Source organism: Yoonia sp. GPGPB17 (assembly GCF_037892195.1).
In the GTDB taxonomy this organism is placed as follows: domain Bacteria; phylum Pseudomonadota; class Alphaproteobacteria; order Rhodobacterales; family Rhodobacteraceae; genus Yoonia.
Genome location: NZ_JATACI010000002.1, coordinates 3,174,421 through 3,200,020 on the forward strand (window position 1 = coordinate 3,174,421; position 25,600 = coordinate 3,200,020).

Annotated in this window: 16 protein-coding genes, 3 tRNA genes, 3 rRNA genes and 1 pseudogene; 13 read left to right on the forward strand and 10 right to left on the reverse strand. The window is 55.1% G+C overall.

The window, feature by feature from the left end:
* Window positions 1-105 precede the first annotated feature (105 nt).
* Both clpB and QTO30_RS16725 read left to right on the forward strand, forming a co-directional pair.
* Entirely contained in the window at window positions 106-2,721 is a 2,616-nt protein-coding gene (clpB, locus tag QTO30_RS16720) for an ATP-dependent chaperone ClpB (protein ID WP_340425199.1), read from the forward strand.
* A 108-nt stretch (window positions 2,722-2,829) separates the two neighbouring features.
* On the forward strand, window positions 2,830-3,318 hold the full coding sequence (locus QTO30_RS16725) for a GNAT family N-acetyltransferase (protein WP_340425200.1): 489 nt from the start codon (window positions 2,830-2,832) through the stop codon (window positions 3,316-3,318).
* A gap of 109 nt (window positions 3,319-3,427) precedes the next feature.
* Here the strand turns inward: QTO30_RS16725 and QTO30_RS16730 are convergent, their stop codons facing one another.
* Window positions 3,428-3,901 (reverse strand): fasciclin domain-containing protein, encoded by a 474-nt coding sequence (locus tag QTO30_RS16730; RefSeq protein WP_340425201.1) that lies wholly within the window; start codon window positions 3,899-3,901, stop codon window positions 3,428-3,430.
* A 281-nt stretch (window positions 3,902-4,182) separates the two neighbouring features.
* Between QTO30_RS16730 and msrP the strand changes: the two are divergent.
* The 11 genes and pseudogenes from msrP to QTO30_RS16785 all read left to right on the forward strand — a co-directional run bounded on the left by msrP (window position 4,183) and on the right by QTO30_RS16785 (window position 15,515).
* Window positions 4,183-5,081 (forward strand): annotated as a pseudogene (gene msrP, locus QTO30_RS16735) (protein-methionine-sulfoxide reductase catalytic subunit MsrP).
* Between the two features lies 1 nt (window position 5,082).
* A complete protein-coding gene (gene msrQ / locus QTO30_RS16740) occupies window positions 5,083-5,700 on the forward strand; it encodes a protein-methionine-sulfoxide reductase heme-binding subunit MsrQ (RefSeq protein WP_340425202.1) in 618 nt (205 codons plus the stop codon).
* Between the two features lie 789 nt (window positions 5,701-6,489).
* Window positions 6,490-7,951: ribosomal RNA gene (locus tag QTO30_RS16745) — 16S ribosomal RNA — on the forward strand.
* A gap of 165 nt (window positions 7,952-8,116) precedes the next feature.
* Window positions 8,117-8,192: transfer RNA gene (locus QTO30_RS16750), tRNA-Ala, on the forward strand.
* Between the two features lie 3 nt (window positions 8,193-8,195).
* A tRNA-Ile gene (locus tag QTO30_RS16755) sits at window positions 8,196-8,272 on the forward strand.
* 328 nt (window positions 8,273-8,600) lie between these two features.
* A 23S ribosomal RNA gene (locus tag QTO30_RS16760) occupies window positions 8,601-11,429 on the forward strand.
* A gap of 121 nt (window positions 11,430-11,550) precedes the next feature.
* Window positions 11,551-11,665: ribosomal RNA gene (gene rrf / locus QTO30_RS16765) — 5S ribosomal RNA — on the forward strand.
* The 16S, 23S and 5S rRNA genes sit together here with 2 tRNA genes alongside, the layout of an rRNA operon.
* A 611-nt stretch (window positions 11,666-12,276) precedes the next feature.
* A tRNA-Met gene (locus tag QTO30_RS16770) sits at window positions 12,277-12,353 on the forward strand.
* A gap of 385 nt (window positions 12,354-12,738) precedes the next feature.
* Window positions 12,739-13,557, forward strand: a complete 819-nt coding sequence (locus QTO30_RS16775; protein ID WP_340425203.1) for a KAP family P-loop NTPase fold protein — start codon at window positions 12,739-12,741, stop codon at window positions 13,555-13,557.
* A gap of 73 nt (window positions 13,558-13,630) precedes the next feature.
* Window positions 13,631-14,830, forward strand: coding sequence for an IS256 family transposase (locus tag QTO30_RS16780; protein ID WP_340425204.1), 1,200 nt, complete (start codon window positions 13,631-13,633; stop codon window positions 14,828-14,830).
* 127 nt (window positions 14,831-14,957) lie between these two features.
* Window positions 14,958-15,515 (forward strand): hypothetical protein, encoded by a 558-nt coding sequence (locus QTO30_RS16785; protein WP_340425205.1) that lies wholly within the window; start codon window positions 14,958-14,960, stop codon window positions 15,513-15,515.
* 223 nt (window positions 15,516-15,738) lie between these two features.
* Here the strand turns inward: QTO30_RS16785 and QTO30_RS16790 are convergent, their stop codons facing one another.
* From QTO30_RS16790 to QTO30_RS16830, 9 genes are all read right to left on the reverse strand, one after another.
* Entirely contained in the window at window positions 15,739-18,183 is a 2,445-nt protein-coding gene (locus tag QTO30_RS16790) for a GcvT family protein (RefSeq protein WP_340425206.1), read from the reverse strand.
* Between the two features lie 94 nt (window positions 18,184-18,277).
* On the reverse strand, window positions 18,278-19,222 hold the full coding sequence (locus QTO30_RS16795) for a GlxA family transcriptional regulator (protein WP_340425207.1): 945 nt from the start codon (window positions 19,220-19,222) through the stop codon (window positions 18,278-18,280).
* Complete coding sequence (locus QTO30_RS16800; RefSeq protein ID WP_340425208.1) at window positions 19,219-20,100, reverse strand: homocysteine S-methyltransferase family protein; 882 nt, start codon at window positions 20,098-20,100, stop codon at window positions 19,219-19,221. The genes QTO30_RS16795 and QTO30_RS16800 overlap by 4 nt, the downstream gene beginning before the upstream one ends.
* Entirely contained in the window at window positions 20,097-20,552 is a 456-nt protein-coding gene (locus tag QTO30_RS16805) for a pyridoxamine 5'-phosphate oxidase family protein (RefSeq protein WP_340425209.1), read from the reverse strand. The genes QTO30_RS16800 and QTO30_RS16805 overlap by 4 nt, the downstream gene beginning before the upstream one ends.
* On the reverse strand, window positions 20,552-23,005 hold the full coding sequence (locus QTO30_RS16810) for a GcvT family protein (RefSeq protein ID WP_340425210.1): 2,454 nt from the start codon (window positions 23,003-23,005) through the stop codon (window positions 20,552-20,554). The genes QTO30_RS16805 and QTO30_RS16810 overlap by 1 nt, the downstream gene beginning before the upstream one ends.
* Window positions 23,006-23,019: 14 nt before the next feature.
* Window positions 23,020-23,400 (reverse strand): GFA family protein, encoded by a 381-nt coding sequence (locus tag QTO30_RS16815; protein WP_340425211.1) that lies wholly within the window; start codon window positions 23,398-23,400, stop codon window positions 23,020-23,022.
* Between the two features lie 9 nt (window positions 23,401-23,409).
* Window positions 23,410-23,976: a helix-turn-helix domain-containing protein gene (locus QTO30_RS16820; protein WP_340425212.1), complete on the reverse strand. Its 567-nt coding sequence runs from the start codon at window positions 23,974-23,976 to the stop codon at window positions 23,410-23,412.
* A gap of 79 nt (window positions 23,977-24,055) precedes the next feature.
* Complete coding sequence (locus tag QTO30_RS16825) at window positions 24,056-24,532, reverse strand: GAF domain-containing protein (RefSeq protein ID WP_340425213.1); 477 nt, start codon at window positions 24,530-24,532, stop codon at window positions 24,056-24,058.
* 4 nt (window positions 24,533-24,536) lie between these two features.
* Window positions 24,537-25,592 carry an alcohol dehydrogenase family protein gene (locus QTO30_RS16830; RefSeq protein ID WP_340425214.1) on the reverse strand — a complete coding sequence of 352 codons (1,056 nt, stop codon included), beginning with the start codon at window positions 25,590-25,592 and terminating at the stop codon, window positions 24,537-24,539.
* Between the last annotated feature and the right edge of the window lie 8 nt (window positions 25,593-25,600).

Here is a 25,600-nt window from a genome sequence, read left to right on the forward strand (position 1 = left end):
TTGCGGGTGAGCAGCCCAATCCCCATCTAATCCATGAGGCCCAAACAGGGATGTGCCGCGTAGTCGGGCATCCAAAAATACGGGCGCTTAACATAGGAGAGACCCATGAACTTAGAAAAGTTCACCGAGCGGTCGCGCGGCTTCGTACAGGCTGCCCAGACGATCGCAATGCGCGAGAACCACCAAAGGCTTGCGCCCGAACATCTGCTCAAAGCACTGATGGATGATGAAGAAGGGTTGGCCTCCAACCTGATCACCCGTGCGGGCGGGAACCCCCAAGCTGTATTAGCCGCCGTTGATGCCAGCCTTGCCAAGATCCCACAGGTGTCCGGCGAGGGTGCACAGGTGTATCTTGATAACGTCACCGCCAAGGTTGTGGACGAGGCCGAAAAGGTCGCCAAGAAAGCGGGCGACAGCTTTGTACCTGTTGAGCGTTTGCTGACGGCATTGGCCTTGGTGAAATCCAAGGCGAAAGATGCGTTGGATGCAGGCAACGTCACGGCCCAGGCCCTGAACGCGGCCATTAATGATATCCGCAAGGGCCGCACCGCCGACAGCGCGACGGCTGAGGACAGCTTTGAAGCGCTGGCAAAATATGCCCGTGACCTGACCGAGGCCGCTGAGCAAGGCAAAATTGACCCGATCATTGGCCGCGATGAAGAAATTCGCCGCGCGATGCAGGTCCTGTCGCGCCGGACCAAGAACAACCCGGTGCTCATTGGTGAACCCGGCGTTGGTAAGACCGCGATTGCCGAGGGGCTTGCACTGCGCATCATCGACGGCGACGTGCCCGAAAGCTTGCGCAACAAGAAACTGATGGCGCTCGATATGGGTGCTCTGATTGCAGGCGCGAAGTATCGCGGTGAGTTTGAGGAACGCCTGAAAGCGGTGCTGAAAGAGATCGAAGCCGCTGCTGGCGAAATCATCCTTTTCATCGACGAAATGCATACGCTTGTGGGTGCCGGTAAATCGGATGGCGCCATGGATGCGGCCAACCTGATCAAACCTGCCCTTGCGCGGGGTGAGCTGCACTGCGTGGGTGCGACGACGTTGGATGAATACCGCAAGTACGTTGAAAAAGACGCGGCCTTGGCCCGCCGGTTCCAGCCTTTGATGGTTGAGGAACCAACGGTCACGGACACAGTCAGTATCCTGCGCGGTATTAAAGAGAAATACGAACTCCACCACGGTGTGCGTATCTCTGACAGTGCGCTTGTTTCTGCGGCGACCCTCTCGCACCGCTACATCACCGACCGCTTCCTGCCCGACAAGGCCATCGACCTGATGGATGAGGCCGCAAGCCGACTGCGTATGGAAGTCGACAGCAAACCAGAAGAACTTGATGCGCTGGATCGTCAGATCTTGCAGCTTCAGATCGAATCTGAGGCGCTCAAGAAGGAAGACGACAAAGCCTCTAAGGATCGTCTGGAGAAGCTGGAGAAAGAGCTGGCCGATCTGCAGGATCGCGCGTCTGAGATGACGGCAAAATGGCAAAACGAGCGTGACAAGCTGGAAAGCACGCGCGACGTGAAGGAAAAGCTGGACCGCGCTCGCGCCGAACTGGATATCGCGAAGCGTGAGGGCAACCTCGCGAAAGCGGGTGAGCTGTCTTACGGCGTGATCCCAGAGTTGGAGCGTCTGGTCGCCCAAGTCGAAGAAGGCGATGACGACCTAATGGTCGAAGAAGCCGTGCGCCCTGAACAGATCGCCGAAGTCGTTGAGCGGTGGACGGGTATCCCGACCTCTAAGATGCTCGAAGGTGAACGCGACAAGCTGCTGCGCATGGAGGAAGAACTCGGTAAGCGCGTCATCGGTCAGAAAACGGCCGTGCGATCTGTCGCCAATGCCGTGCGCCGTGCCCGTGCGGGTCTGAATGATGAGAACCGGCCACTTGGGTCATTCCTCTTCCTCGGGCCAACTGGTGTCGGTAAGACCGAGCTGACAAAGGCCGTGGCCGAGTACCTCTTTGATGACGATAGCGCGATGGTGCGCATCGATATGTCCGAGTTCATGGAGAAACACGCGGTTGCCCGTCTGATCGGTGCGCCTCCGGGTTATGTCGGCTACGACGAGGGTGGTGTGCTGACCGAAGCAGTCAGGCGCAGGCCCTATCAGGTGGTCCTGTTTGATGAAGTCGAAAAGGCCCACCCGGATGTGTTTAATGTGTTGTTGCAGGTTCTTGATGATGGCGTGTTGACCGATGGTCAGGGCCGCACAGTCGATTTCAAGCAAACGCTGATCATCCTGACGTCCAACCTTGGTGCGCAGTCGTTGAGCCAATTGCCTGATGGTGCCGACGCCAGCGAAGCCAAGCGCGATGTGATGGATGCGGTACGTGCGCATTTCCGGCCAGAGTTCCTGAACCGTCTGGACGAAACCGTCATCTTTGACCGTCTGGCGCGTGAAGATATGGCCGGGATCGTGACGATCCAGCTTGGGCTGCTTGAGAAGCGGCTGGCAGGGCGGAACATCTCGCTTGATCTGGACGATGCTGCGCTGAAATGGTTGGCGGATGAAGGTTATGATCCGGTGTTCGGTGCGCGCCCGCTTAAGCGGGTGATTCAGCGGGCGCTGCAAGATCAGCTGGCCGAGATGATCCTTGCCGGTGACGTCATGGATGGTGATACGATCAATGTCAGCGCGGGTGTGGATGGATTGCTGGTTGGTGACCGGGTATCATCGAGCAACAGGCAACCGCCCGAGGATGCGGTCGTCCACTAAACGGATAAGGGCGCCTTCAGGCGCCCTTTTTCATTTATCGCAACACGTTTCGGTCCGGGACTGGTGTTAATTCAATCCTATTGCCCGGCAATCTGCTAACCTGTTCAAATGATAGCTGCCGATCAGTACAATTTCCGAAAAGCGAAGCTGGATGATCTCGACTTGCTTGCAGGTTGGCAATCGGCCCGGCATGTCCGCGAATGGTGGGATACAGATCAGCCCTATGATGCGGCAGATCTAGTTAATCCGCGTGTCGCGCGCTGGATTGTATCGCTTGCTGATCGACCTTTTGCGTTCATCCAAGATTACACAGTTCACGGATGGGGCGACCACCATTTTGCCCATCTTCCAAAGGGCGCGCGGGGTATTGATCAGTATATTGGGGACCCGGAAATGGTTGGTGTGGGCCATGGTTCAGCATTTATCCGTATCAGGATGCAAGCCCTTTTCAATGAAGGGGCACCTGTGATCGCCACCGATCCACATCCAAAGAATGCCCGGGCTATCACGGTTTACAAGAAACTGGGCTTTGAACCCGCAGGGTCAATTCAGCAAACCCGTTGGGGCCTGATACTGCCCATGTTGGCTCAGCGTTGAACCTTCTTTTCAAACTGGTTTTCCAAACCAGCCGCTTGCAAATACTTCATTCATACGCAAAAGCCCCGACCAAACGGCCGGGGCTCTTCGATCAAACCAGACGCAGCGCTTAGCTTGCGGGCAGGATCACAGAGTCAATCACATGGATGACGCCGTTTGAGGCTTCGATGTCAGCTGCGACAACGTTGGCACCATCGACCATCACGCCACCTTCGGTCATGATTGTCACGTCGGCACCGTTCACCGTTGTGGCCATCATTTCGTTGCTCAGATCAGTAGACATCACTTTACCGGGGACAACGTGGTAAGTCAGGATCGCGGCCAGCGCCTCTGGGTCTTCCAGCAAACCTTCAACTGTGCCTTCTGGCAGTGCTGCGAAGGCTTCGTCCGTTGGTGCGAACACTGTGAACGGACCGTCACCTTTCAATGTGTCTGCAAGACCAGCGGCTTCGACAGCTGCGACCAATGTTGTGAATGTGCCTGCTTCAACGGCGGTGTCCACAATATCCTTCTCGGACATGGCGAAAGCGGATGTTGCAACTGTTGCGGCGGCGGTCACGGCGATAAAAGTTCTGCGTAGCATGTGGTAGTCTCCCATTTTGCATAAGATGCGTTTCTTGTGCATCGAGATTTCTACGGGGCACTGCGAAGTCAGATCACCGGGGATTCCCGCCAAACCCGCTTGACGAAAGTCAACAACCGCCTAAGCCACGCCGTTTTTAGGTTTCCAGTCACAGATGCGTGAGGTTTCGTGATTGACCGGCCTTATTTCTGGAACATTTCAGTGTTCTGGCGGCAACGTGAGACATCTTTCAATCGTTCTCGCCTATATGATTCCAAGAATCGAAATGAACGGAGAGCCACATGGCATATCGCTGGACGAACACCCTGACTAAGGATGATGTTACCCCAAAGTCCGCTTACCTCAATCGTCGCCAGATCCTAGCAGGCACGATTGGTCTTGGCGCGATTGGTCTGGCGGGGGGGCCGCCGCCCAAGGCAATCTGGAACCAAACACGTTGGAAGAAATCACCAGCTACAACAACTTCTATGAGTTTGGCACAGGCAAGGGCGACCCGGCTGCGAACGCCCACAAGCTGCAAACCTCGCCATGGTCGATCAAGGTCGATGGTATGGTGAACAACCCGGGTGACTATGCGCTGGGTGACTTGCTTGCGGGACTGTCGGTCGAGGATCGCATTTACCGCTTCCGCTGCGTCGAGGCGTGGTCGATGGTCATTCCGTGGAACGGGATTGAGCTGGCGGACATTCTGAACAAGGTGGGCGTGCAATCAGGCGCAAAATACGTGGCCTTTGAAACTGTCGTGCAGCCAGAGAACATGATCGGTGTGCAGCGCCGCGTGTTGGACTTCCCTTATGTTGAGGGTTTGCGCCTTGATGAAGCGATGCATCCGCTAACCATCATGGCGACGGGTATCTATGATCAACCAATTGCGAACCAGAATGGAGCACCGATCCGTTTGGTTGTGCCATGGAAGTACGGTTTCAAATCGATCAAGTCGATTGTCCGTATCACGCTGACTGATCAGGAGCCGCCCACAAGCTGGAACAAGGCTAACCCGCGTGAGTATGGCTTCTATAGTAACGTGAACCCAAACGTGGATCACCCGCGATGGAGCCAAGCCTCCGAGCGTCGTATTGGTGGCGGTCTTTTTGCGGCCCGTCAGGATACGCTGATGTTCAATGGCTATCCTGAAGTTGCGCCGCTTTATGCGGGCCAAGATCTAAGCGTGGATATCTAGAATGGCCGTTGCGCAATCTATCAACGGCGCGCTTCGCCGTCTTCCAGCGTGGACTATATATATAGTAAGTGCTGTTTATGCCGTTTGGGAGTTCTGGCGCGCGCTGAACCAGATAGGCCCGTATCTCGTTGAACCGATAAATGTGCTTGAGCGGGCCTATGGTGAGATCGCGCTGATCCTCATGGTCGCAGGACTGATGGTCACCCCACTGCGGAACTGGACGGGTGTAAACTTGATCAAGTTCCGCCGGGCGATTGGCGTGACGTCCTTCTTCTTCGTTCTCGCGCATTTCCTTGTCTTTGCGATCCTTGACGTACAAAGCATCAGCCGCGTTTGGGAAGAGGTCGTGAAGCGGCCCTATGTGACCGTTGGTATGGTGTCATTCCTTATGCTGATCCCATTGGCGCTAACATCGAACAATCTGTCGGTGCGCAAGATGGGGGCGGCCGCCTGGCGTAAGATGCACAAGCTGACGTATCCAGCCGCAATCCTTGGGGCGATACACTATCTTTGGTTGGTGAAAGGGTTCCAACTGGAGCCGATCATCTACCTTGTGGTGATCGTGGGGTTGGTCGCGACTCGCTATGTGACGTTCCAACGCAAACGACAGATCGCGTAACGCCCGAACCAGCTCAATTGATTCACTGACCCGGCAGCAAAACTGCCGGGTCTTTGCGTATTGAGGAGGTGAATCACAATGAATCACTGCCCCCACTGGACAGTGAATCGCTTAACAAAGTGTGAATCGGCGCGATTCAGCGTGATTTTGGGGTCTGAGTCCGTGCGAGACTCGGAGAGTCTTGTGGGTGACTCTGTGGATAACCCCAAATCTGGTATGTTCTGTTTCCATTCTGCCTAAGAAAATTGCGATGAGACCCCCGGTTCACGCATGTAAATTGCACCAACCCCCTAAAAACACAGGGAAAATCATGTTTGTCATAAAAAATGCAAATTTCTCGAAAAAAGGGGTTGCGGGCACCAGCCACTAACCGTAGAACCCCCTCACCGGCGGCGCTAACAAGCACCAACGGGGCGCCAGACGGGCCACACGGAAGCGGAAACGCAGACAAACGGCAACGAGACGCAAGACGAAAAACAGAGATAATACAGGCGAGGCGCGCCAAAGAAGTTAGGGCGCATCTGGTTCCTTTTTGTCTCTACGCTGTTTGAAATTGATATATCTGAAGAGATATGTGGGCGGTTTGGTTCAGTTCGATGGATCAGACGTCTGTATATCAACGCTCTTAGGCTTCGGCCGATTATAGAGTGTCAGCTTCACTGTTTGGCGGCTTCTGGTAACTTTGGTTACTGAAGCACAACAAACAGAGAAACGCCATTTGGTTTTCAGTAAGGCCAAGTGGTGATGTGCAGAGGTTCGAACGTCAAGGACAGCATCGTAAGATGCTTTCAACTTGAGAGTTTGATCCTGGCTCAGAACGAACGCTGGCGGCAGGCCTAACACATGCAAGTCGAGCGCACTCTTCGGAGTGAGCGGCGGACGGGTTAGTAACGCGTGGGAATATACCCTTCACTACGGAATAGCCTCGGGAAACTGAGAGTAATACCGTATACGCCCTTCGGGGGAAAGATTTATCGGTGATGGATTAGCCCGCGTCTGATTAGATAGTTGGTGGGGTAACGGCCTACCAAGTCGACGATCAGTAGCTGGTTTGAGAGGATGATCAGCAACACTGGGACTGAGACACGGCCCAGACTCCTACGGGAGGCAGCAGTGGGGAATCTTAGACAATGGGCGAAAGCCTGATCTAGCCATGCCGCGTGAGTGACGAAGGCCTTAGGGTCGTAAAGCTCTTTCGCCAGGGATGATAATGACAGTACCTGGTAAAGAAACCCCGGCTAACTCCGTGCCAGCAGCCGCGGTAATACGGAGGGGGTTAGCGTTGTTCGGAATTACTGGGCGTAAAGCGTACGTAGGCGGATTGGAAAGTATGGGGTGAAATCCCGGGGCTCAACCCCGGAACTGCCCTGTAAACTATCAGTCTAGAGTTCGAGAGAGGTGAGTGGAATTCCAAGTGTAGAGGTGAAATTCGTAGATATTTGGAGGAACACCAGTGGCGAAGGCGGCTCACTGGCTCGATACTGACGCTGAGGTACGAAAGTGTGGGGAGCAAACAGGATTAGATACCCTGGTAGTCCACACCGTAAACGATGAATGCCAGACGTCGGGGGGCTTGCCCTTCGGTGTCACACCTAACGGATTAAGCATTCCGCCTGGGGAGTACGGTCGCAAGATTAAAACTCAAAGGAATTGACGGGGGCCCGCACAAGCGGTGGAGCATGTGGTTTAATTCGAAGCAACGCGCAGAACCTTACCAACCCTTGACATCCTAGGACCGCCAGAGAGATCTGGTTTTCACTTCGGTGACCTAGTGACAGGTGCTGCATGGCTGTCGTCAGCTCGTGTCGTGAGATGTTCGGTTAAGTCCGGCAACGAGCGCAACCCACATCCTTAGTTGCCAGCAGTTCGGCTGGGCACTCTAGGGAAACTGCCCGTGATAAGCGGGAGGAAGGTGTGGATGACGTCAAGTCCTCATGGCCCTTACGGGTTGGGCTACACACGTGCTACAATGGCATCTACAGTGAGTTAATCTCCAAAAGATGTCTCAGTTCGGATTGGGGTCTGCAACTCGACCCCATGAAGTCGGAATCGCTAGTAATCGCGTAACAGCATGACGCGGTGAATACGTTCCCGGGCCTTGTACACACCGCCCGTCACACCATGGGAGTTGGTTCTACCCGACGACGCTGCGCTAACCTTCGGGAGGCAGGCGGCCACGGTAGGATCAGCGACTGGGGTGAAGTCGTAACAAGGTAGCCGTAGGGGAACCTGCGGCTGGATCACCTCCTTTCTAAGGATGTTCCTAGCCAAGATTGTTCGCAATCTTCGTGGAACACTTAGCAGTCGGCAATCAAAGCCGACATATTCAGGCACTTCTTCCTTGGAAGTGACCTAGAGCCAGGCCGTCCTCATATCTCTTCAGTTTAAGTTCCACCCAGAGTGGGACGCACCTAATGGGGCGTTAGCTCAGCTGGGAGAGCACCTGCTTTGCAAGCAGGGGGTCATCGGTTCGATCCCGATACGCTCCACCAGATGGGTCGGTAGCTCAGGTGGTTAGAGCGCACGCCTGATAAGCGTGAGGTCGGAGGTTCAAGTCCTCCTCGACCCACCATCAACATCAAACATACGATTTGACCGTTAAGCAGTTCGCTGCTTTGCCGTCCAATCGGACGACTTGATCTTCGGATCATTTGACATCGTTTAGAGAGATACAAAACATCAGAATAGATGGTTGTCCAAGTAAGGATAACCAGCTGCATCTGCAGCAAATCTATTTTGTTCCAAGTCAAGTACACTAACCGGAGCAAGAGTAATCTTGTTCGAACAGTGTTTGTTGCGAACCAGCGGCAAGCACTGCAATGTATGCATTTTGATTAAGGGCCCTTTTGAAAGATACAAAAGGGAGGGCCCACAGAAGTAGTCTGACTATTTCTGGATCAAATCAAGCGCGAAAAGGGCGTTTGGTGGATGCCTTGGCAGTAAGAGGCGATGAAAGACGTGATACTCTGCGATAAGCCATGGGGAGCTGAGAATAAGCTTTGATCCATGGATCTCTGAATGGGGCAACCCACCTGATACTTTGTTATTATTGCTTTTCGGAGCAGCTAATAATGAGGTAAAACAGGTATTTATAACCTGAATACATAGGGTTATAAAAGCAAACCCGGGGAACTGAAACATCTAAGTACCCGGAGGAAAGGAAATCAATAGATACTCCCCTAGTAGCGGCGAGCGAACGGGGACCAGCCGAGCCATGAGTGTGAATAGAATGTGTTGGAAAGCACAGCCATAGTGGGTGACAGCCCCGTATATGAAGCATGATTGGACGTATTAAGTAGGGCGGAACACGTGAAATTCTGTCTGAACATCGGAGGACCACCTTCGAAGGCTAAGTACTCCTTACTGACCGATAGCGAACCAGTACCGTGAGGGAAAGGTGAAAAGCACCCCGACGAGGGGAGTGAAACAGTACCTGAAACCGAACGCCTACAATCAGTTGGAGGACCCTTGAGGTCTGACAGCGTACCTTTTGTATAATGGGTCATCGACTTAGTGTATCTAGCAAGCTTAAGCCGTTAGGTGTAGGCGCAGCGAAAGCGAGTCTTAATAGGGCGACTGAGTTAGATGCATTAGACCCGAAACCGAGTGATCTAGGCATGTCCAGGATGAAGGTAAGGTAACACTTACTGGAGGTCCGAACCCACACCTGTTGAAAAAGGTCGGGATGAGGTGTGCCTAGGGGTGAAAGGCCAATCAAACTCGGAGATAGCTGGTTCTCTGCGAAATCTATTTAGGTAGAGCGTCGGACGAATACCCTCGGGGGTAGAGCACTGAATGGGTAATGGGGGCCCACAGCCTTACTGATCCTAATCAAACTCCGAATACCGAGGAGTAATATCCGGCAGACACACAGCGGGTGCTAACGTCCGTTGTGGAGAGGGAAACAACCCTGACCTACGACTAAGGCCCCTAATTCATGGCTAAGTGGGAAAGCAGGTGGGACGACCAAAACAACCAGGAGGTTGGCTTAGAAGCAGCCATCCTTTAAAGATAGCGTAACAGCTCACTGGTCTAAATAAGTTGTCCTGCGGCGAAGATGTAACGGGGCTCAAGCCATGAGCCGAAGTCTAGGATGCACGTAGTGCATGGTAGCAGAGCGTAGTGTGACATAATTCCATGCGTCCTTAACCGCCTCGGCGGTATTGGACGCAAGGAATTTTCTGTGAAGCTTAACCTGTGAGGGATCCGGTGGAGAGATCACTAGTGAGAATGATGACATGAGTAGCGACAAAGGGAGTGAGAGACCCTCGCCGAAAGTCCAAGGGTTCCTGCTTAAAGCTAATCTGAGCAGGGTAAGCCGACCCCTAAGGCGAGGCCGAAAGGCGTAGTCGATGGGAACCAGGTTAATATTCCTGGGCCAGGAGGATGTGACGGATCTCGACTGTTGTTCGCCCTTATCGGATTGGGCGGGCCGCTGAGAGGTTCCTGGAAATAGCCCTCCATGAGATCGTACCCTAAACCAACACAGGTGGACTGGTAGAGAATACCAAGGCGCTTGAGAGAACCACATTTAAGGAACTCGGCAAAATACCTCCGTAAGTTCGCGAGAAGGAGGCCCGTTCATTAGGCAACTGGTGGGCGGGGGCACAAACCAGGGGTGGCGACTGTTTACTAAAAACACAGGGCTCTGCGAAGTCGCAAGACGACGTATAGGGTCTGACGCCTGCCCGGTGCCTGAAGGTTAAAAGGAGGAGTGCAAGCTCCGAATTGAAGCCCAGGTAAACGGCGGCCGTAACTATAACGGTCCTAAGGTAGCGAAATTCCTTGTCGGGTAAGTTCCGACCTGCACGAATGGCGTAACGACTTCCCCGCTGTCTCAAATGTGGACTCAGCGAAATTGAATTTCCTGTCAAGATGCAGGATACCCGCGGTTAGACGGAAAGACCCCATGCACCTTTACTATAGCTTCGCATTGGCATCAGGCACAGTATGTGCAGGATAGGTGGTAGGCTTTGAAACCGGAACGCTAGTTTCGGTGGAGCTTCCCTTGAGATACCACCCTTATTCTGCTTGATGTCTAACCGCGGCCCGTTATCCGGGTCCGGGACCCTGCGTGGTGGGTAGTTTGACTGGGGCGGTCGCCTCCCAAATTGTAACGGAGGCGCGCGAAGGTTGGCTCAGAGCGGTCGGAAATCGCTCGTTGAGTGCAATGGCAGAAGCCAGCCTGACTGCGAGACTGACAAGTCGAGCAGAGTCGAAAGACGGCCATAGTGATCCGGTGGTCCCGAGTGGAAGGGCCATCGCTCAACGGATAAAAGGTACGCTGGGGATAACAGGCTGATGGTGCCCAAGAGTCCATATCGACGGCACCGTTTGGCACCTCGATGTCGGCTCATCTCATCCTGGGGCTGGAGCAGGTCCCAAGGGTACGGCTGTTCGCCGTTTAAAGAGGTACGTGAGCTGGGTTTAGAACGTCGTGAGACAGTTCGGTCCCTATCTTCCGTGGGTGTAGGATATTTGAGAAGAGTTGCCCCTAGTACGAGAGGACCGGGGTGAACGATCCACTGGTGGATCTGTTGTCGTGCCAACGGCAGTGCAGAGTAGCTATGATCGGACAGGATAACCGCTGAAGGCATCTAAGCGGGAAGCCCCCTTCAAAACAAGATATCCCTGAGAGCCGAGGTAGACCACCTCGTCGATAGGCCAGAGATGTAAGCGCTGTAAGGCGTTCAGTTGACTGGTACTAATTGCTCGATAGGCTTGATTTGATCCAGTAATAGTAAGACTGGCAAATCAGAGTTCATACACACACAATCATCAGTATACGATGATCAAGGAACAACGCGGTTCACAGCGTGAACCAGCTGATGTTTTGTACTTCTTTTTTGGTTTGGTGATCATAGCGCGAGCAAAACACCCGATCCCATCCCGAACTCGGCAGTTAAGTGCCGCAGCGCTGATGGTACTGCGTCTTAAGGCGTGGGAGAGTAAGTCATTGCCAAACCTAATAAGAAGTACACGTTATCTCTCTAACGATGCATGCCCCAAAATTAAATTATTTGATCAGCAGGTTGCCCCTTATCGGTAACAGGTTTGTGATGTCTATGTGCTACAACTTTAAGTAGCTTCAATGGACCTCAAAATAACTAAACTACCCTTCGTACTTGCCGCTGCATTGTTGACTGCTTTAGCTGCGCCAATAACCTGACACCGACCGAAGGCCCTGTCGCCGCCTCTTTGAACAGCCCATCCGTGTAGGACCGGCTGTAAGCGTTGCATCTGACCCCCTAAATAGCCCCTGATCAGCTACCGCTCGCCGGTTTATGATGCCGAAAAAAGGATACAGGCATCATGAACTCTCAAAACTTGGGTGACCTCGCAAGTGATCAGAAAATACAAAACGTCTTCCACGCCTGTAACCACCGTGTCGACGTCTCTTGTGCCGTTGACCGGGAATGTCGCGTCCAGCTACCCATGGACCTTCCCTGCCCGACTGCGTGTAGACATGAAATAAAAGTTAAAGAAATCAGTGCGAATTCGGCAGAAGCCCCCTTGTGCTTCACACAGCGCTGCAGTACTACCACACGACGCAAGGCGAGCGCCTTGCGTCCTTGTCGCGGGATGGAGCAGCCCGGTAGCTCGTCAGGCTCATAACCTGAAGGTCGTAGGTTCAAATCCTACTCCCGCAACCAAAATAAGGCATATCAAGCAACGCATTAGCGCCCCTTGGGCGCTTTTTGTGATTGGATCACAAGGTGCGGTGCTACAGTGGTGCTACGTTTAGGGCGTCCCGCGCATAGCCACGCGTCCAGCGTAAGCGGTGCAAATTGCCCCCTCAGTAGGTTCTTCTAGTATTTGCCATTTACACTTACAGTGGCGCTACGCGCCACCAAGAGTGTGAATTGTTGTGGTTTCGGTCCAGAGCTGCCCGAACCGACGAGTTGATGCGCTGCGTGCCGTTACCCCAGAGCTGATTTTCGCTACGGCTGAAGAATTTGTCCGATGAATTCGCTTTTGGAACATCACTTTTGAGACTACTAACCTCCCGATAGAAAAAGAAATCCGGAACATGGTTTTATGAAGATTTTTCCTCCGGAACCACAAGTGGCATTGTATGAAGAGGGATTTGAAGAATGCGATGTCTTGCAACGAGCGAAAGTTGGAAAATCACTTTCTGAGCTCGTAGAACGCGTCGAGGACCCAATGGTAGTCGCGCTGAACGGCGGTTGGGGCACTGGAAAGACTTACTTTCTTAAACGTTGGGTTGGCGCACATATTCTTGACAACGCGGGCACAGCAACGACCGTCTATTTTGATGCCTTTGCAAATGACTACTTAAGCGACCCGCTACCCAGCCTTGTAGCGACCCTCAGCGAACGTTTCCCACAAGCCGACGAGGGCACCGTGCGGCGGATCAAGGCCGCGGCCTTTAAGTTTGCAAAGCCGTTGGCACGGATCGGAGTAGCGATGGCAACCTTTGGTGCGACTGAAGCGTTAGCACCCGTTGGAGATGCCGCGGTAAATGCCTTGAGCACTGAGGCATCTGATGCGTTAGAAAACTATTGGTCGCAAGAAAGCGGACGCCGTGCGGCAATAGAAGAGTTTCGTTCAGCACTGAAAGAATTGGTAGCCATTCAGAAGAAAGAGGAAGATGAACCGACGTCTGTAGGTGCGCGGTTGGTCATCGTAGTGGATGAGTTAGATCGATGTCGGCCGGACTATGCCTTGGAGGTGTTGGAGGTGATAAAACACTTCTTTGCAATTCCGGGTATTGCCTTCGTTTTGGGGGTCAATCTGAAGGCGCTAGAAAACAGCGTGAAGGCCAGATACGGCAGCGACATTGACGCAGTTAGTGTCCGAGCACGTGGTGTAATTTCTATGCCGTCAACGGTGTAAACCCAGGTGGCCACCGAGGTGTATGGTCGGGCGGAGTTTCGCGACTTCAACCACGGACCACACGGAGACCCCGATGACCAAAACCAACATGGACTTATCAGAGCTTCTGGCCAAGCAGGACGGCGGCGACTTTCTTCGCAGCGTTGCCGAGGCCGTTCTTCAGCTCATCATGGAGGCCGATGTCGAAGGCCTGATCGGTGCAGGCAAGCACGAACGTAGCAATGACCGCGCCACGTGGCGGAACGGGTATCGAGAGCGCGCTCTCGATACCCGTTTGGGCACTTTGAACCTCAAGGTCCCGAAGCTCCGCCAAGGCAGCTACTTTCCCGGCTTCTTGGAACCCCGAAAGACATCCGAGAAAGCCCTGGTGGCTGTGATCCAGGAGGCTTGGATTGGCGGTGTGTCCACCCGCCGCGTCGATGAATTAGCCCAAGCCATGGGCCTGAGCGGCATCTCCAAGAGCACCGTGTCCAAGCTTTGCAAAGACATTGACGAGAGGGTGAATGAGTTCCTGACCCGCCCGCTCAACGGGGAATGGCCCTATGTCTGGCTCGACGCCACATACCTGAAGGTGCGCCAGGGCGGGCGGATCGTCAGCGTTGCCGCCATAATCGCCGTTGCAGCAAACACCGATGGCCGCCGGGAGATCATCGGCCTAGGTCTTGGCCCCTCAGAGGCAGAAACGTTCTGGATGGACTTCCTGCGCGGCCTCAAGGCCCGTGGGCTTGATGGGACCAAACTGGTGATCAGCGATGCCCACAGTGGCTTACGCGCCGCCATCGAGCGCGTCTTCGAGGCGACGTGGCAACGCTGCCGGGTTCACTGGATGCGTAACGCCCTGGCGCATGTGTCACGCGGCCAGCACACCGTTGTCGCCGCCGCGATCAGGCAAGCCTTCGACCAGCCCGACCGAGCATCCGCTGGAGAGACCTGGCGCAAGGTGGCCGATCAGCTCCGGCCTCGGTGGCCAAAGTTGGCAGAGTTGATGGACAGCAGCGAACACGACGTGCTGGCCTACATGGCCTTCCCGCGCCAACATCGCACGAAGCTGCACTCGACCAATCCCATTGAGCGCCTGAACAAAGAGGTGAAACGGCGCGCGGATGTCGTCGGTATCTTTCCAAACGAGGCATCCATCACCCGCCTCATCGGCGCAGTGCTATTTGAGCAGAACGACGAATGGCAGACCGCAAGCCGCTACATGATGGTCGAGGCATTCGCCCAGATCGACAACGAGGAGACAGACCCAATTCTCAGCATCAAAGCCGCCTGATCATGCGCTCAGGCCACCAGGCAAATTACACCACCTTGACGGACGTGACCTTGACGCATCTGCATACCTAAGAAAGTTCATCAATGTTACACTAGCTCTGCCTTCAGAAATTGGACGGCAACACGATATGAAAAACACGGTTGTAGTTTACCTCGAACACCAAATTGAAGAAATGGGTGTACCTGACCACATCGCCAATGCACTAAAGCCACACTTAAAAATCGTATCCCGAAACAATTCAGTCTCGATAAGGGATGTCGGGAAAATTTTGAGCGCGGTCACGCTACTCAGCGGCGATATTCTTCAGAACGGGAGCTATCTCCAAGGCTGGATAGATGTCTTGATCACCTTGCTCGTTTCGAAGGTGATCCGGCCAGATCTACACGATCGCTTTCTCTCGTTGTCGTTTACCGAAGACGACTTAGAGGACTACTTTGATGCAACAGTTCAGCGTCGAACATATCGTATTGATGACGAGTACAATGCGGAGTTCGACCACTATACCATGTCTCAATTCTACTCGTGGCTTTACTTGGCCAAGGGTGGAAATTTTCCAGACGATGAGGATGGCATGAAGAAGTTCGTTGGCGGTTTGTTTTCTCGATGGAGCGGCGGCCCCGATGATCCACAATCCATCCCTAGAAAAGTCAAGAGAGATTGGCTAGAGCTATTCAAGGCGCAGTAGACCTAAGGAAAGTGCCCTAATGATTTAGAACTACCGTCCAGCTGTGCAAGCGGCAGAATCTTCAGCTCAGATGCCGCGCGGGATTATCTTGATAAATTGGATGAAGCGGCATTCGGGACGATCAGCGAAATCTGGGCAAACGTCCGACTTTGCGGCCAAGGCTACGCTTCGGGTCCCTGGCTCACGATCACTTCAGGTCCAAGCCACCTAGCGCTTCCCGAAGTCAGACCTTCACCCGTTCGCTCATGGGGTCATAGAACGGCTTGAGCTGCGCCTCGGCCTTCACCCGCGTGCCCATGACATCAATCTCAAAGCTGCTTTCCAGCATCTCAGCCGCGGTCTCACCTTTGCATGGGACATAGCCCATACCGATCGCGGCCCCAAGGTGGTGACCGTAGCCGCCAGACGACAGATAGCCCACAACTTGACCATCACGCACAACGGGTTCGTTGTGGTAAAGCAGTGGTTCGGGGTCTGTCAGCTTGAACTGCACCAGACGTCGTTCCAGCCCTTCATCGCGTTTGCGCAACACCGCATCACGCCCGATGAAGTTTGGCTTGTCGCGCTTGACCGCAAAGCCAAGTCCAGCTTCGAGCACGTGATCCTCAGACGTGATGTCATGGCCAAAGTGGCGGAAGCCTTTTTCCATCCGTGCGGCATCCATCATATGCATGCCACAGAGCTTTAACCCCATGTCCTGACCGGCCTCGTGCAGTGTCTCGAACACGTGGCCCGCCATGTCAGAGGACATGTAGACCTCCCATCCCAGCTCACCCACGTATGTGACGCGGTGAACACGGGCGAGGCCCATGCCGATCTCGACCTCTTGCGCGGTGCCAAAGGGGTTTACGTCATTGGTGAAGTCAGCGGGCGAAACCGCTTCCAGCAATGTCCGGCTATTCGGCCCCATGACAGCCAAGACACCTTCGCCAGCGGTGACATCGGTGATCACGACGTTGAAGTCGCCCACATGGCGCTGCATCCAGGTTTGATCGGCCAGACGTGTCGCGGCAGGGGTCACCACCAGATAGCACAGTTCAGAAATGCGCGTGACAGTGACATCCGCCTCAATGCCGCCCGCATTGTTCAGGAACTGCGTGTAGACGATCTTGCCTACAGGCACATCGTAATCACCGCCGCCCACATAGTTCATAAAGGCCATTGCATCGTGGCCCTCGACCCGGATTTTGCCGAAGGACGACATATCATACATGCCGACGTTCTGACGGATCGCGGCGACTTCTTCGCAAACGTTGTCAAAGAAGTTCTGACGTTTCCACGAATAGTCGTATTCTGGCACTTGCGTTGGCTTCGCGAACCAATTGGCCCGTTCCCAACCTGCGAGTTCACCCAACACACCACCATTGTCGAGCATATGTTGGTGGAACGGTGTGCGGCGGATACCGCGCGCCGTGGCCTTCTGGCGGAACGGGAAGTGGTCTGCATAAAGCAGACCCAGCGTTTCCTTGGACCGTTCAAACAGATAGGTTTTGTTGCCCTGAAAGGGCTGCATCCGGCTGATGTCAACGTCGCCGAGATCGAACGGTTTCTCGCCTGTATCCATCCATTGTGACAACGCCATACCCGCGCCACCGGCAGACTGAATCCCAATGGAGTTAAAACCAGCTGCAACCCACACATTGTCCATCTCAGGCGCAAGGCCAAGATGGTACGCATCATCCGGCGTAAAGCTTTCAGGGCCGTTGAAGAACGTATGAATACCCGCCTCTGCCAGCATCGGCAGACGTTCGACGGCTGCCTCCAGAATGGGTTCAAAATGGTCAAAGTCTTCGGGAAGCTGGTCAAATTCGAAATCGTCAGGAATACCGTTCATGGCCCAGGGTTTGGCATTCGGCTCAAACGCACCCAACAGCATCTTGCCCGCGTCTTCTTTGTAGTAGGCACATTCATCCGGCACGCGCAGCACGGGCATCTGGGTCAGGCCCTCAATCGCCTCGGTCACGATGTAGAAGTGTTCACAGGCGTGTAGTGGCACGTTCACGCCTGCCATGCGGCCAACCTCATTGCCCCACATCCCGGCACAATTCACGATCATATCGCAGGTCATTGTGCCGTGTTCACCACCTTGCTGCCACTCCACAGACTGAACGCGGCGGCCTGCTTTGTTGATCTTTGTCACCTTTGTGCGTTCCGCCACGACCGCGCCGTTCATCCGTGCTCCCTTGGCCAGAGCCAGTGCGATGTTGGCCGGGTCGCCCTGACCGTCCTTGGGCAGATAGACGCCAGCCGTCACACCATCGATGTTCAGATGTTCATAGCGTGCCTTAACCTCTTCCGGTGAAATCTCTTCCACATCGACACCAAAGGCGCGGGCCATGCCCGCCTGACGGAAAATCTCTTCTTTGCGCTCTTCGGTCAGCGCGACGGTGATAGAGCCACAGCGTTTGAACCCTGTCGCGACACCAGTCTCTGTTTCCAGACTACCATACAGCTCTTGGCTGTATTTCGCGAGCTTCGTCATGTTCGCCGTTGCACGCAGTTGCGCAATCAAACCTGCCGCATGCCAAGTTGTGCCAGATGTCAGCTGCATACGTTCCAGCAAAACCACATCTTTCCAGCCCAGTTTGGCCAGGTGATAGGCCACAGAACAACCAATGACACCGCCACCAATAATGACAACGCGCGCGTGGGCAGGGAGGGTAGGCATGATGAGGAATCCTGTAGGCTGGAAATCTGTCTGTTTTGTGCCAGTTTGGCGGACTAACAACCTTCGCAAAAGCGTCACTTCTGACGCAAAAACACTATTCCATCCGGCCTTTCTTGCGGGCGGCATTTGGGGTCATGCCAAAAGCCTCGCGGTAGATCGTGGCGAACCCACTGGGAAAGCCGCAGGCCAGCCCGATTTCATTGATCCGCATGTCTGTGTTCAGCAACAGGTTGTTGGCTTTGTTCAGGCGCAAACCCCTGTAGTACCCGTTCGGTGTTGTCTTCATCAGTCGATTGAATTTTCGTTCAAGCGATCGTTTTGAAAGGTTACTGCGCGCCGCTATCTCACTGATGGGCAGCGGAAATTCCATGTTGTCCTGCATCAATGCTAGACAGGCATCAAGGGCGGTGTCACCGGTGGTTGTCACCACTTTGCCAGAAAACGGCTGGAGCGTGTTGAAATGCCGGACCCGTTCATGCAGCAGGATATCCGCGACCGTCGTCATTGTGGTGGATGACGCATGCTGGCTGGCGATAGAGAGGGCGATGTCAAAGGTTGATCCCATCCCCGCGCAGGTGATGATCGATCCGCTTTCGACCGCAAGGGTGGCTTTGGTGTCAAAAAGACCCAGCCGCTCCATCAGAACCGTGCGGTTCTCCCAATGGGTTGTATGGCTGCCGGGATCGCCCTGTGTTTCCGAGATGTAGCGCGCCGCCGCCTCTGACAACAGCACCACGCGTGCCTGCCTGCTGGTATAATTGGCCAGTGCCTTTCCCAGTGACAGGGCGGGGCAGGCGGGGTCGGTGTTGCCCAACACAAACAGATAATCCGCATCGGGGCGCAGGGGGAGCGGAGTGGTTTCAACCGTGACCGCGCTGCTGGCCGTGATCGGGCCGCCCTTCGCTGAACGAATGTTCCACTCAAAAAGTCGGCTTGCGTTGATCCGATTGGCAAGCCTGATGACTTCAACGACGCCTGCAAACTCTGTCAGGACGAAGCCTTCAGCGACATAGATATCAAAGATGCAAGGCGCGCTCATGGCGCCACAATGGTATGTCCGGCGGCTTTGATCTCATCCGCCAGCTTGGCAATATGCGCGGGCCCGACTTCGCAGCAACCGCCTACAATCGTCGCACCTTGTGCGATCCATTTCATCGCAAAACGGGCGTAGGCATCGGGGCCCAGATCCGTGCGTGCGGTCAGCGCATCGACCGTTGGCTTATCGCCCAGAAACGCATCACTGATTTTGGTAAAGCCGTTGGCGTAGCCGCCAAAAGGTTTCGTCGTTCCTGCGGCCAATACTGCGATCGCGTCGCTGATCGCCTCGGGTGAAGAACAGTTCGCCAGAACAGCGCTGGCAGCGTCCGCAACCGCTAACACATCTGTGATAGGTTCGCCGGATCGTAATTTGGTACCATCTGTGTCATCCACCGTCAGTGCCAGCCAAACGGGTTTCCCGGTGGTCGCAGCGGCCTCAAGGATTGCGCTTGCATGGGCGACGGATGCGACGGTTTCGCAAAGGATCACGTCGACATGGGGTGCAAGCAGGTTGGCCACTTCTGTGTAGGTTTCGACCGCGATCTCATGCGGTGGGAACACGTCGGGCCGATAAGATGCGCCAAGCGGGCCAATTGCGCCAGCCCTTACTCCTGCATTTGCGGCCTCATTCATCGCCGCCGCATAAAGCGCTTCGAACTGATCCTCCATGCCGGTGCCTTCCAGCCGGTCATGTAGAATCGCATAGGTATTCGTCGTATGTACCGTCGCGCCTGCTGCGGCATAGCTAGCATGAACCTTGGCCACCAGACCGGGATGATCGATCATCACTTGGGTGGACCACAGTGGTGTCGGACGATCGCCAGCGCGATGAACCAGTTCCTGGCCCATTCCACCGTCAAGAAGAATAATGTCACTCACGTATAAAGCGCTCCGAATCTTGCTTTATACGTCGCTATCATTTCGGCTTCGGTCACGCCATCATCATAGGGCGGTGTCCATATCTCGGATGCGCTATTGATATTGATCTCAACCAAGGCAGAGATGCGCTGTGCAACGTCGCCAAAGACGTCCTGCCATCTGGGGTGTCTTTCGGTAAACCAGTCTGTCTTTTTGGGATGAATGACGGCATTGCCACCAACCCGTACGGCTTTGCGCTTGAAGGGATCAATGAAATTCACCTCAACAGCCGGGTTTCCCGTCAGGTTGCGGCGCGTGCCAGGCGAGCGGATATCAGCATAGGCAATTGTGGTGTCACCCAGAACCAGAAACGTACCTTTGGGCGAAACCGCCGGTGCACCGTCTGAAGTCACTGTCGCCACGAACCCCAGCGGGAACGTGGCGATCAGGTCTTTCATCGGTGCGGTCAGCATCAGGCGCGGATCCGCTCGTTCTTGGGATCCCACAGTGGCTGATCGTCCTGCACGGTCGCGGTGTAGCGCTGTCCGTAGATTTCAACTTCAACCTTGCTGCCGGGGGTGTTTATGTCGGTCCGCAGCATGCCGAGCGCAATGGATTTATTGACGCGGAACCCCCAGTCGCCCGAGGTGGTTTCGCCCACTTTCTCGTCGCCCACCCAGATCGGCGACATATAAGGCGCATCCGCCGGGCCGGGGTTGTCGATGGTGAGCGTCGCGAACCCCTGCTTGCGGCCCCGCTGCTTTTCACTCAGCAAAGCGGCCTTGCCGGGGAAATCCTGCGGCTTGTCGAACTTGATAAAGCGTTCCATCCCGCCTTCAAGCAAGGTGTAGTCGGTGGATAAATCACCCTTCCATGCGCGGTAGCCTTTTTCGATGCGCAGCGCATTCAGGGCAAACATGCCAAACGGTGTCGCACCGGCGGCCAGTACGGCGTCGTAAAGCGCGGGCATCTTGTCCATACGTGCATGGATCTCCCAGCCCAATTCACCGGCAAAACTGACGCGGGCCAGTTTGCAGGAGACACCTGCGACGGTCGCGGATTGATGGGTCAACCAACCTGATGCCAGATCGGCGTCTGTACCCATAGCAGTGAACAAGTCACGCGCCTTTGGTCCCGTCACGATCAGCGTTGAGAACTCTCTGGTGATGTCTGTCAGTGTCAGACCTGCGGGCAGATACTTGTCCAGAATGTCATAGTCATGCCATTGGGCCGAGGCTGCGGTGATCAGCGTGAAGTGATCCTCGTCGTGGCGGATCAATGACATCTCAGTCAGGATACGGCCTTGGCTGTCGGGGAAGTAGGCAAGGTTCATACGCCCGATCTTGGGCAGCGCGCCCGCAATCATGCCACGCAGGAACTCAGCCGCGCCTTCACCGGTCAGGTTGAAGCGCGAAAAGCCGGGCAGGTCGAGAACGCCCACGCCATCGCGGACCGCTTCGCATTCTTCTTTAACACGGACCTTCCAAGGGCCTTCGCGTTCCCAGGTCTCAGTCGCTTCGGTCGAGGTATCATCGCCATCCTTGGCAAACCAATTGGCGCGTTCCCAGCCGTTGTAGGCACCCATCTGGCCGCCCAACGCACGGACCTTTGCATCCACAGGCGACAGTTTCTTGTCACGGCCCGCGGGCCACATCTTGTGCGGGAAGTGCATGCCGTACTCGTGGCCGTATGTTTCTAGCGCCTTTTGCAGGCTGTAGTCTGCATCTGCGTAGTCGGTGTAGCGGCGCGGATCGACGGACCACATATCCATCTCGGTTTCACCCTCAACCAGCCATTCGGCCATGACCTTACCAGCACCACCGCCCTGAACGATGCCGAAGGTGAAGGAATGCGCCTCAAACGCGTTCTTCACGCCGGGCATGGGGCCAACCATCGGCAGGCCATCAGGTGCATAAGGGATCGGGCCGTTGATGTTCCGGCCAACACCGCCAGTGCCCAGAACGGGGACACGTTCCATCGCATCCTCAATGTACCATTCCAAACGATCCAGATCGTCGGGGTAGAGCTGGAAGCTAAAGTCATGCGGCATCGGATCATCGGGTGTGACCCAATGGGCCTTACAATTCCGCTCATAGGGGCCGAGGTTCAGGCCGTTCTTGTCCTGACGCAGGTAGTAAGACGAATCCACGTCGCGGATCATCGGGGTCTTTTTGCCGTTTTCCTTTGTCCAGGCTTTGATCTCATCAATTTCCTCGGTCAGGAAATACTGGTGGGACATGACCGTTAGCGGCACATCGCGGCCACCGTATGGCTTGAACCACTCACCCACGCGGGCGGCATAGTAACCGGCGGCGTTCACGACCTTTTCGCAGGTGATGTCGCCCTTGTCCGTATGCACGATCCAGTCGCCACTGTCTTTCTGCGTGACACCGGTTGCCGGGCAGAAACGCTCGATCTTGGCACCCAGATCGCGGGCCCCTTTGGCCAGCGCCTGCGTCAACTGTGCGGGGTCAATGTCCCCATCCAACGGGTCCCACAACACGCCGGACAAATCATGCGTCTCAACGAAGGGGTTGTAGTTCTTGACTTCATCTACACCGATCATTTCCAGCGGCAGCCCCATGCCCTTGGCCTGACCTGCGACGCGTTCAAATTCCTGACGGCGCTCTTTGGTGTGGCCCAGACGCAGGGCGCCGGTCACGTGATAGTTCATCGGATAATCGACCTCATCCGCCAACGACCGATACATATCCAGTGAATAGCGCTGCATGTTCATCACGGCCCAGTTGGGTGCAAAGTTCGGACAGTTGCCCGCCGCGTGCCAAGTCGATCCTGCGGTCAGTTCGTTCTTTTCCAGCAGAACGCAATCGGTCCAGCCCATTTTGGCCAGATGGTAGAGGGTCGATACCCCCACAACACCGCCACCAATAATGACAACACGCGCAGTTGTTGGGAAATCAGCCATATCATTCGCTTTCTCTAGTCGGGGATGTGCGGCGCATCATCCGGGATGGTGTAGTAATCGCCGGCATCGGCGGTGAAGATATGTTTACCGGGACGCATCGCAGTCGGCAGGTCAAGGCAACCTGCGGCAATGCCTAGGTGATTTGCGCCAATCGGTTGATAAAACAGGCTCGATCCGCAGATTTTGCAAAAGCCCCGGCGGGCGGCCTCAGACGACTGAAACCAAGTCAGCCCATCATCGTGCGTAAAGGTTACATCTGCAATGTCAGCGCGGGTCGAGGCCCAGTAGTGTCCGCTGGTTCGCCTGCATTGGCTGCAATGGCAAAAGCTGATGGTGTCGCGTGCCTTGGCTATCTCAAAGGCAACGGCCCCGCATTCGCAATGTCCGCGTAACACCACGGGCCTCTAGTAGATCGGGGGCGAGATCACCCAGATGATCTCGCATGGTTTGTTTTGGCGGTTCCACCACTGAAATTGCTGACCGCGCAGGCGGAAACTATCGCCTGCCTCCAGAGTGAAGTGTTTGCCATTCAGCGCGATCTCGAATTGACCACTAACGATATAGCACACCTCTTGCGTGGGGCGGGTCAATGGCTCTGGCAGATGGGAATGCGGCGCAAAGGTCGAATGGATGACCTCAAAGTCATCGGTCAGATCAGGGGAAAGCAAGGCTTCGGTCAGACCGGGTGTGCGACTGCCAATCGGCCTGCGGGTATGCGCGCGAACAACCAGCCCCTCCTCGTCGGGCAAGGCACCCATCTGCAGAAAGCTGGACACGGATACATCCAGAATGGCAGCCATCTTGTTGAGGTCGGCAATCGCAGGGTACGACATCTCACGCTCAACCTGGCTGAGCCAGCCGACAGATCGGCCCAACGCATCGGAAAGATCGACAAGCGTCATTTTGCGCGCTTTGCGCAATGAGCGAATATCGGCACCTAGTGAGGATACGGTAATGCGATCGTCACGCATAACTGCACCGTGAAAACTGATCAAGCATTCTCATATCGCCCAAACTCACTGCTTAGCAAACGTATCATTTTAGGTTCAGTCAGCGAATACTGACACCAAAGCTCTCGCTCTCAAAGACCATTTTTAGGATCGTGCGCAGCTCTGTTGCATCCGTTTGGGTGAAGATATCGGGCTGATCGCTATCAATATCAAAGACGCCAATTAACGTATCCGCATTGTTGAATACTGGCAAAACCAGTTCCGATCTGGTGCTGCTGGCGCAGGCGATATGGCCAGGAAAGGCATCGACATCGGGTACAAGCTGCACCTCACCCGTGCGTGCCGCCGCGCCACAAACCCCCCGATCAAAGGGGATCACCAAACAGCCGTGCCCGCCCTGGTAAGGCCCGATCTTCAACAGGCCAGGCGCGGTGACGCGGTAAAACCCGGTCCAGTCAAAGCGGTCATCGCTGTGATGTACCTCACAGGCAACGGTTGCCATCAGGGCGACCGTGTCATCTTCGGCTTCCGTCAGTGCGGCAATCGTCTGGTGCAGGTCTTGGTAGTTCACGCGCATCGCATCAGTTTCCTGTATTGGCGATCGAAAGAACGATCTTTCCGGTGTAGCTTTTATCCGCAAAGGCGGCTTGCGCGGCATTGATCTCTTTCAGCGGGAACTCCTCAGCAACCAGCGGCTTGATCGCACCTGTCTCAATACGTTTGACCAAATTGCTAAACACCTCTGGCTCCAAAACCGTACAGCCATGAAAGCTCAGATCCTTAAGGTAGAGCGTGCGCACATCCAGCGCGACCATTGGTCCGCCCACAGCGCCTGCAACAGCATAGCGGCCCTTTGGGCGCAGCAGGTCCAACAACCCCGGCCACTTGTCACCGGCCACAAGATCAACGACCATATCGACGCTTGATTCACCTAACGTTTGCACATAATCGGCATCCCGATCCACGATCACTTCCGCACCAAGGTCACGCAAGGATTGGGCTTTGTTAGCGCTTGTCACAACGGCAACATGCGCGCCGCGTGCTTTCGCCAACTGCACCGCAGCGGACCCGACACCGCCCGATGCGCCCGTGATCAGCACGGTTTCACCGGCGCGTACGTTAGTGCGTGTCAGCATGTTTTCAGCGGTCGAGTATGAACAGGGGAATGACGCAAGTTCAACGTCTGTCAGGCTGCTATCGACTGCATAGGCATGACGTGCGGCGACGGTGCAGTATTCAGCGAATGCTCCATCACATTCCGACCCAAAGAACCATGCCTGTTCCAACATACGCCCCTTGGCTTCAATCAAGCATGGCTCTACCAGCACCCGTTCACCAACCCGCGCAGCGTCCACGCCGTCGCCGACAGCTACGATATGGCCGCAGGCATCGATGCCCTGAATACGGGGAAAGCGCAGTGGCTCACCCGCCCAGCTGGCATCATCGGCGTCGTTGTCACCCTTGGAGTACCAGCCAACGCGTGTATTGATATCGGTATTGTTCACGCCAGCAGCGGCGACGCGGATCAATACCTCGCCTGCCATCGGTTCAGGACGCGGCAAGTCCTCGCGCCAGACCAAGCACTCCGGTCCGCCGTGACCCGTCAGCGCGACACCGCGCATGGTTTCATTTGTCATGATTTGGA